This is a genomic window from Nocardia barduliensis, from assembly GCF_013315795.1.
Classification (GTDB): domain Bacteria; phylum Actinomycetota; class Actinomycetes; order Mycobacteriales; family Mycobacteriaceae; genus Nocardia; species Nocardia barduliensis.
Window position 1 is genome coordinate 1 of the sequence record NZ_JABLTE010000184.1, and the last position, 8,969, is coordinate 8,969.

Genomic DNA, 8,969 nt, shown 5'->3' on the forward strand with positions numbered 1-8,969 from the left:
GTCCATGCCACCGCCTCCTTCCGGCCGGCGCGGCAGCCGCGCCGGTAGGACTGACGGTAGAGGGCCGCCACTGCTGAGAACATGTTCCAGGTTATCGGCTGGAAATGTCACAGAACGGACCCGTGCGGGTCGGGTACAGTCACCACCCGGGGCGCGCCGCGATCACAAGCCGCGCTCCCCAAACTTGTGATTTGGCAACATGATCGCGTCGGGTGGTGCCCTGCCCAGGCGATATTGCCGAGGATGATCTACAGCGTTGGACGATTCAGGAGGCACACGTCGATGAGTCAGGGCCCACGTTCGTTGGGTAGGGGAGTGGGGCGAAGACGTCTCGCACGTGCGATCGGAGCGATGGCCGCGGGCCTGGCGCTGGTCGCGAGCATGGCCGGTGCGGCGACCAGCGCACCGTTGTACCCCGAGCCCGATCCGGATCCCTTCTACGCGACACCGGCGGACATCGCCGATCGCAAGCCCGGCGACGTGATCGCCACCCGGGTGATGCCTCCGCTGGCGGTCTTCCCGGAGACCACGGTGACCGTGGTCCGATTCCGGTCGACGAGCTCGGAGGGCAAACCGATCGCCGCGACCACCACGGTGCTGACGCCCAAGTCGCATCGCGCCGACGGGCCGCTGCTGTCGTTCCAGCACATCATCAACGGCCTCGGCTCGGAATGCTCGGTCTCCCGGGTGCTCTACACCGGTGACCCGAACCTCGTCGTGCGGGAGGCGCCGGGCTGGAACGTCCTGCTCGCGCGCGGCTGGAGCGTCGCGCTGCCCGACCACCTCGGGCCGAATTTCGCCTACGGCGCCGCGAAGCTCGGCGGGCAGATCACCCTCGACGGCGTGCGCGCCGTGAAGCAGGTCGCCGAACTCGGGGTGCAGCGCAGCCCGGTGGCCATGGTCGGATACTCCGGCGGCGGGATGGCCACCGCGTGGGCGGCGGCCCTGCAGCCGAAGTACGCGCCGGAGCTCGACATCGCGGGCGCGGCCATGGGCGGCGTGCCGATGAATCTGGTGAAGATGCTCGAGGGTCTGGGGTTGAACCCGCACCCGGTCTTCGGGCTCGCGTTCGCCGCCGGATTCGGGCTCGAGCGCGAATACCCGACGCGTTTCCCGCTCAGCGAACAGTTGAACGAGCGAGGTCTGGCCGCCCGCGCGCAGATCGCCAACAGCTGCACCAACGACATCCTCTCGACGGGAGCGGGCCGCGGCGCACTGGACTTCGCCAAGACGACATCGATGATCAACGACGACACCGCGCGCGCCGTGGTCGAGGAGAACAGCCTCGAGCTCTACGACGGCGTGCCCGAGATGCCGGTGTTCGAATGGCATTCGCCGATCGATGGGCTCATTCCGATCGACGCGGTGGTCAACACCGACAAGCGGTGGTGTGCGGCGGGCGCCAAGGTGCAGTCCGAGGAGATCCCGGTTCCGGACCATTTGACCGCGGCGGTGCTCGGCATTCCCGCGGCACTGAACTGGCTGGACGCCCGTTTCCGGGGGGAGCCCGCGCCGAGCAATTGCTGAGCGTCCATCGCGGACGGCCGAGCCGGGACCCGTTCTCCGGATACGGGTCTCGGCCGGTTGTTGCGATATGGATACGCGACAACACAAGTCGGATGCTTTACTGCGTCCAGCCATGGTCGCTGACGTAGCCTGACGTCCTGGCTTCCGGTCTGACAGGGGACATTTCGGGGGTCGCGGCCAGGTGCCCGGGTGCCAGACGACGTTGCCGTTCGCACCCAGAGGCGTGTGCCATGAGAATTTCGCGTGCCATTGCTGTGGCATTGCTCGCCGCCAGTTCGGTCCTGGCTGTCCCCGCCGCCGCCGAGCCGGCGCCCGCCCCGCCGCTGCCCGGCGTGGCGGGCGCGCTACCGCCGCCCGGCGGGCTGCTGCCCGGACTGCAACAGCTCATCGATCAGGTGATCCCGCCACCGCCGATCGCGCCGCTGCCGGAACCGAGTTCGCCCGCGCACCAGGCCACCACGCTGTCACCGTCGCTGGCGGCGCTGCGCTCGGCCGCGCTGCCCTCCGCGGTCGGCGACCCGATCTTCGACGTGTGGCCGGAGAACCTGGGCGAACTGTCCGAGGGGCAGGTCATCGAGGTGCGCGACGTGAGCGCGACGACCGCGCCGTTGATGCTGATGCCGATCCAGCGTGCGCTGCTGGTGAAGTACCGCACGACGGACGCGCACGCAGCGCCGTCCTATGCCACCGCGACTCTTGTCGTTCCCGCGAAGCCGTGGCCGGGGCGGGGGCCGCGACCGGTGGTGGTGAACAATCTGCCCATCGACGCTCTCGGCCGTTCCTGCACACCGGGATACACCCTGGCGCACGGGCTCAACCCGGACACCAGCTTCACCGATTTCCTGCCACCCACCACACATGTGGCGGCGCTGCGCGGTTACGCCGTACTGATCCCGGACCACGAGGGTCCGTCGATGGCCTACGCCGAACCCATCGTGGCCGGTCACGCAGTGCTCGACTCGATCAGGGCGGTGCGCAATCTGTTCCCGGAGGAGTTCGGCGCCGCCAGGTTCGGACTCGCGGGCTACTCGGGAGGCGCGATCGCGACGCACGGTGCGGTGAAGCTGATCGATGGCTACGCACCGGAATTGGCGGAAGTGATCGTCGGTGCCGCGCTCGGCGGGGTGCCCGCCGACTACGAGATCCTGGCCCGCAGTATGAACGGAAACCTCGCCTCGGCGATCTTCATGGGCGCGGTCTTCGGCATCGGCCGCGAGCGGCCGGAGATCCTGGCCCGGATGAACAATCTCGCCCAGTGGGTGGCCGTCTCGCCGGTGAAGGACATGTGTGGCAGCAGCTACGGAGCGATCGGCGTGCTGATGCTGCCGATCGACATCGCCGCGAACTTCCCCGATCCGCTGCATTCGGCGCTGGCCGCGGACATCTATCGGGTGACCAAGATGGCCGGGATGAGGTCGGCGACTCCGCTGTTCATCTACAACGGAGAGCAGGAGTTCTGGATCCCGGCCGAGGGCGCGCGCAACCTCTATCTGGAGCAGTGCCGCCTCGGGGTGCCCGCGGTGTATCGCAATGTGCTCGGTGAGCACATCATCGCGGGTGCACTCGGTTATCCGGAAGCCATGCTGTGGCTGGACGACAGGTTGCAGGGGGTCCGGGCGCCCGACGAGTGCTGACCGGGTAACGCCGCCGGGAGGGGCTCCGGTAACGCGGTGCGCCCGCGCTCGCGATCAAAACCGTGTCCCCCTTCTGTTCGTATGCCCAGATCTGGCGAGAGTGCTGTGCGGCGGCGTTGTCGTGGCTTCGGTACGGTGGGCCGGTCTGGGCGGGGTGACGCCCGAATTCCCGAGAGAGGCACATGAACGACATCACGACCACCGCGTCCGAACAGGCCAAGGCACTGGTCGGGCGGCACTACCGCTTGACCGACTCGTATGAGGTGGGCCGCGAGAAGATCCGGGAGTTCGCGCGAGCGCTGCAGGACGGCCATCCGGCGCACCGGGACGAGGACGCCGCCGTGCGGCTGGGCTTCGACGGGCTCGTCGCGCCGCTGACGTTCTCCTCGATCGTCCTCATGCTGATGCAGCGCAAGATGTTCGAGTCCGTGCTCAGCGGCTACGACCTCGGCCAGGTGTTGCAGACCGAGCAGTCGATCCAGGTGCACCGGCCGATCGTCGCGGGTGACGAGGTGCGGTGCGACTCCTACATCGAGTCGTTCCGGCAGTTCGGTGACAAGGACTTCATGGTCACCAGGAACGTGCTGAGCAACCAGTACAAGGAAGTGTTGCAGACCGCGCACACCACGGCGGTGGCGCAGACGGGCGTGGACATCGCCGCCGATCTGCGCGCGGCGGTCGAGGGCGTGATCATGACCGGGCAGTCGGCCACCGACCGGTCGGACGCCGCGGCCGCGCGGGAGGCGGGCGAGGACGGCGGTCTGGTCGAGTGCTTCGAGGAGACGGTGCAGCCGGATTCGCCCGACGAGCCGCGCACGCCGCGAACCACTCCCGCTTTCGAGGACTTGTCCGTCGGCATGGAACTCGCGCCACGCACGGTCCAGCTCTCTCGTGGTGACCTGGTGAATTACGCCGGGGTGTCCGGTGACTCGAATCCGATCCACTTCAGCGACGTGGTCGCCCGCAGTGCCGGTCTGCCCGACGTGGTCTCGCACGGACTGCTGACGATGGGCCTCGGCGCCGGATACCTGACGTCGTGGCTCGGCGATCCGGCCGCCGTGACGCGGTACGGGGTGCGGTTCGCCGGGTTCGCCCCGGTCCCGGCGGCCAAGGCGAGCGCGATCGAATTCCGGGGCCGGGTCAAGCAATTGGATCCCGAGCGCCGTGCCGCCACCATCGCGTTGACCGCGACCTGCGGGGAGCGCAAACTGTTCGGTCGCGCGACGGCGGACGTGCTGCTGCGCTGAACCAGCCTGCCGGGCGTCAGCGGGGGAGCGTCGAGCAGCTGTCGCAACGCCGCTGTCGATGATCTTGCGGATGTGCTTACACCTGCGCGTTCGTTGTGATCGGACGGGTGCGGTGCTGGAGTGTGGGCGCCACCCGTGCGAGACTCGGTGCATGCGTGCTTCGGTAGTGCGGCCTCAGAACGAATCCATCGCTCGCGGAACGACTCCCGTGGCGGAGGGCGGCCCGACCGCCTTGCGGATGATCCTCGGGGGGCGGATGCGGCGGCTGCGTGAGGCGCGCGGTATCTCGCTCGAGGAAGCGGGCGAGGCGATCCGGGGCTCGCATTCCAAGATCAGTCGCCTGGAGTTGGGGCGTACCGGCTTCCGGGAACGGGATCTGGTCGATCTGCTCGCGCTCTACGGGGTCACCGACGAGGAGGAGTGCGCCGAGTTCAAGCGCCTGGCCAAGCAGGCGAACACCTCGGGATGGTGGCATCACGATGCCGACTGGCTGCCGAAGTGGTTCGACACCTACCTCGGGCTGGAACAGGCCGCTCAGCTGATCCGCTGTTACGAACCGCGGGTGATCCCGGAGCTGCTGCAGACTCCCGACTACGCCCGCGCGCTGTTCGTCCTCGCGCATCCGCACGAGGACGAGGAATCGATCGAGCGGCGCGTGGCCTTGCGCATGCGCCGCCAAGAGATCCTGACCAGGCCGGACCCGCCGCAGATGTGGATGATCATCGAGGAATCCGCGCTGCGCCGCAGGATCGGCGGTTCCACCGTCTGGCGGGCACAGCTCGACCACGTGCTGCGCGCGGAAGCCCAGCCGAACATCACCGTCCAGATTCTGCCCGACGACGTGGGCGGCCCGGCGCTCACCGACGGGGCGTTCACCATCTTGCGCTTCGCCGAGTCCGATCTGCCCGATATCGTCTATCTCCAGCAGCTGACCAGCGCGCTCTATCTGGACAAGATCGCCGACCTGGACGTGTATTACGCGGTGCTGAACCAACTTCTCGTGCTCGCGCCGCCGCCGGAGCATTCCCGCAAGCTCTTGCAGGTCCTGCGCGACGGCGTCCGGCCGACCGTCGACGAACCGGTGGACCGCACGCCGGGATGACCGGCTCCGTGCCTCGGCGGGACGCCGCCGCGCGGTGGATCGGCCGCCCCGGGCTGAAGCGCCGGGCGCGACACGCCGAGTACCGACGCGACGCGTGATTCGGCGCGCCCGAAGTGGGCATTTTCCTCGGCGAGGTGATGCGCATGCCGGGCCTGGGCGAAGTATTGTCCCATCGGGACAATAAGCGATATCATGTGCACATGAGCGACGACGGTGTCGGTCTGGACGGCCGTCGGCTGCGCACCCGGCGCAGCCGTGAGGCGCTGTCGCGCGCGGCGTTCGACCTGCTCACCGAGCGCGGTCTGCACGCGGTGGCCGTGGAGGACATCGCGATCAGGGCCGGTGTCACCCGGCGGACGTTCAGCAGGCACTTCGCCTCCATCGAGGAGGCGATTCTCGGTGATGTCGATCAGGACGTGCACCTGTTCAACGAGGCGCTGCGCCGCCGTCCTCCGGACGAACCGCCCCTGATCGCCTATCGCAACGCCGTCCACGACTGGCTCGCCACCGAGTACGGCGGCACCCGCGCCGCGCTGCTGGCGCGCCGCTGGGCGCTGTTCCAGCGCTTCGACGACGAACCCGAACTGTTCGCCGGTTACCAGCGCATCCGCATCGATGGGCAGCGCGAATCGGTCCTGATCATCGCCGCGCGGCTGGGGGTCGATCCGCTGCGCGATCCGCGGCCGGCCGTCGCGGTGGGCGCCGGAGCCGGCATGCTGCTCGCGGCGCTGCAGAGCTGGGCGGCGGGCCCGGATCCGATGGGCCTGCCCGGCCTCGTCGAAGAGTTCTTCGACACCCTCGTCACCCTCACCGCCGAATTCCGTAACGAGGAGTCACCGTCATGTCTACCCCGTCGGTGAACATGTACCGCCGGACGTGCCGACGCGTCGGTCTGGACCGGAACCCGCTGCGCCGCCGGGAAGACCGGGTGCAGACCGGCGTGGCGGTCCTGCTCGCCCTGGTGTTCCTGATCATCGTGCCCGTCCTGGCGGTCACCGTCGGCGGCCGGGTCTACCGGGTGGAAACCGCCGCGGTGCAAGCCGAGACGGCACGCCTGCACCAGGTCGACGCCACCGTGGTCGAAGCGGGGAAGGCGCCGCTGTACGCGCCGGTGGTACCGGCCCGGGTGTCCTGGAAGGACGCCGAAGGTGTGGAGCACACCGGTGACTATCAATCGACCACGGTTGTCGAGACCGGTTCCACCGTGCCGATCTGGCTGAACGAGGCCGGTGCGATCGTGGAGCCGCCGTCGGCCACCCAGCCCGCCAGCAAGGCGGTGATGCTCACCGCCGGCGCGGTGCTCGGCGTCTCGGTCGTGCTCGCGGGCAGCTACCTGCTGGTGCGCCGCGGACTCGATCGGCGGCGGCTGCGGCAGTGGGAATCGGAATGGGTGGCCGCCGACCTCACCTGGGGCCACGGCTGAGCCTCGGTGCGGCGTGCCCGCCGGGCGAGGGTAGGGAACAGGCACAGCGGGCACGTCGCGTGCCGGACCGCAGCGCGGCGAACGAAGCGGCTCGGCACTGCCTCCGAGATTAAGGCATCGGCGTGCCGGGCCGCCGGATTCCCCGCGGATCGCCGGAGATCGCACACGTAAGCCCGGTTATGTTGTGACACAACCCAAGCGGTCGACGTCGGCTCAGACCGGGTAGAGGCTGTGCTTGCGCGGATTCGGCTCGGCGCTCGCCTCTTTCTCGCGCAGCAGGCGCAGCGCGCGGCGAATCTCCAGCCTGGTTCGCGAGGGCTCGATCACGGCGTCGATGTAGCCGCGCTCGGCGGCGATCCACGGGGTGGCGACGGTCGCGTTGTACTGCTCGATCATGAACTCGCGCACGGCCGCACGCTGGTCCGGGGCCACCTGGGCGAGTTGGCGCTTGCCGACGATGCTCACCGCGCTCTCCGCGCCCATCACGGCGATGCGCGCCGTGGGCCAGGCCAGGCTGACGTCGGCGCCGAGCTGCTTGCACCCCATCACCGCGTAGCCGCCGCCGTAGGCCTTGCGTACCACGACGGTCACGATCGGCACAGTCGCCTCGATCACCGCACGGAAGAACCGTCCGCCGCGCTTGATCACCCCGCTGCGCTCCTCCTCCACGCCGGGCAGCACGCCGGGCGTGTCCACGACGAAGATCAGCGGCAATCCGAAGACGTTGCACAGCCGGATGAAGTGCGTCGCCTTGTCCGAGCATCTCGCGTCGATGGCGCCGCCGAGCACCAAGGGCTGGTTCGCGATCACCCCGACGCTGCGCCCGTCCACCCTGGCGAAACCGGTGATCAGATTCTGCGCGGTGGCCGCGCTGATCTCGTGGAACTCGCCGTCGTCGAACAGGCGCAGCAGGATCTCGTGCATGTCGTAGCCCTCCCGATCGGAATCGGGCACGATCGAGTCCAATTCCAGATCGTGCGGCGTGACCTGCGGCTCCAGCCCCGGATTGACGACAGGGCCCGGCTCCAGGCAGCTCGACGGCAGATAGCTCAGGTAGGTCCTGGCCCAGTCGAACGCCTCCTGTTCGGTGGCGGCGACGTGGTGGATGGTGCCGTTGGCCGCCTGCGCCTGCGCGCCGCCCAGCTCCTCCATGGTCACCTCCTCGCCGGTGACCTCCTTGATCACCTCGGGGCCGGTGACGAACATGTACGACTTCTCGGTCGCGATCAGGATGTCGGTGTTCACCGGTGCGTAGACCGACCCGGCCGCGCATTTGCCCAGCATGATCGAGACCTGCGGCACGAAGCCCGACAGCCGTTCCTGGCGGCGGCTCATCAGCGCGTACCAGGCCAGGGAGGTGACCGCGTCCTGGATGCGGGCGCCACCGGAGTCGTTGATCGCGACCACCGGGCAGGCGTTGGCCGTGGCGAAGTCCAGCGCGTTGGCGACCTTGCGGCCGAACATCTCACCGACCGAGCCGCCGAAGACGGTCTGGTCGTGCGCGATCACCACGACGGGTCTGCCGTCGATCCGGCCGCGACCGGTGACCACACCGTCGCCGTACATGGCTCCGGGGGTGCCCGGCTGGCGGACCAGGGCGCCGATCTCGACGAAACTGCCCGGGTCCAGCAGTGCGCGCACCCGTTCCCGCGCGCTGGGAATGCCCTTGCTCTTGCGTTTCGCGATGCCGGTCTCACCGGCTGGTTCCTCGGCCAGCTCCAGGAGTCCCCGCAGCTCGTCCAGCTTTTCTCGCGTACCGCTCATTGATGGTGTAGCCCTTCGAACTCGTCGCGACGCCGTGCGGCAGCGCGGCGTTCGATGCTATCGGCGGTGCTGTCCGCCGCACAGGCGGTTCAGAAGATCTCATAGGACAACTCACAGGTTTACTCTCCCGGCTGTCGGCGGACGACACCGGCACCCGCTGTCGGGGGTCGCCGACGCGATTTGTGCGAGGTCCCAATCGCGGGCACGGGCGCCGATGAACCGTCCCGAGGGCGTCGACGGGGGCTTTCCAGGGCGGGCGGGCGGATCTAGGG

Annotated in this window: 7 protein-coding genes; 6 read left to right on the forward strand and 1 reads right to left on the reverse strand. The window is 68.8% G+C overall.

Features of this window, described 5'->3' with window-relative positions:
• The first annotated feature begins 351 nt into the window (after nucleotides 1–351).
• The 6 genes from HOV91_RS37430 to HOV91_RS37455 all read left to right on the forward strand — a co-directional run bounded on the left by HOV91_RS37430 (nucleotide 352) and on the right by HOV91_RS37455 (nucleotide 6,933).
• Entirely contained in the window at nucleotides 352–1,527 is a 1,176-nt protein-coding gene (locus tag HOV91_RS37430; RefSeq protein WP_174189938.1) for a lipase family protein, read from the forward strand.
• A 230-nt stretch (nucleotides 1,528–1,757) separates the two neighbouring features.
• A complete protein-coding gene (locus HOV91_RS37435; RefSeq protein WP_174189939.1) occupies nucleotides 1,758–3,161 on the forward strand; it encodes a lipase family protein in 1,404 nt (467 codons plus the stop codon).
• A 182-nt stretch (nucleotides 3,162–3,343) separates the two neighbouring features.
• The gene (locus tag HOV91_RS37440; RefSeq protein ID WP_174189940.1) at nucleotides 3,344–4,408 is read left to right on the forward strand and encodes a fused (3R)-hydroxyacyl-ACP dehydratase subunits HadA/HadB; all 1,065 of its coding nucleotides are present in this window, start codon (nucleotides 3,344–3,346) and stop codon (nucleotides 4,406–4,408) included.
• 151 nt (nucleotides 4,409–4,559) lie between these two features.
• A complete protein-coding gene (locus HOV91_RS37445) occupies nucleotides 4,560–5,510 on the forward strand; it encodes a Sco1979 family transcriptional regulator (RefSeq protein ID WP_246351516.1) in 951 nt (316 codons plus the stop codon).
• A 200-nt stretch (nucleotides 5,511–5,710) separates the two neighbouring features.
• Nucleotides 5,711–6,370: a TetR/AcrR family transcriptional regulator gene (locus HOV91_RS37450; RefSeq protein ID WP_174189941.1), complete on the forward strand. Its 660-nt coding sequence runs from the start codon at nucleotides 5,711–5,713 to the stop codon at nucleotides 6,368–6,370.
• Nucleotides 6,352–6,933, forward strand: coding sequence for an Rv1733c family protein (locus HOV91_RS37455; RefSeq protein ID WP_174189942.1), 582 nt, complete (start codon nucleotides 6,352–6,354; stop codon nucleotides 6,931–6,933). The genes HOV91_RS37450 and HOV91_RS37455 overlap by 19 nt, the downstream gene beginning before the upstream one ends.
• Before the next feature lie 213 nt (nucleotides 6,934–7,146).
• On the opposite strand, the gene HOV91_RS37460 is transcribed toward HOV91_RS37455, so the two are convergent.
• On the reverse strand, nucleotides 7,147–8,697 hold the full coding sequence (locus HOV91_RS37460) for an acyl-CoA carboxylase subunit beta (RefSeq protein WP_174189943.1): 1,551 nt from the start codon (nucleotides 8,695–8,697) through the stop codon (nucleotides 7,147–7,149).
• Between the last annotated feature and the right edge of the window lie 272 nt (nucleotides 8,698–8,969).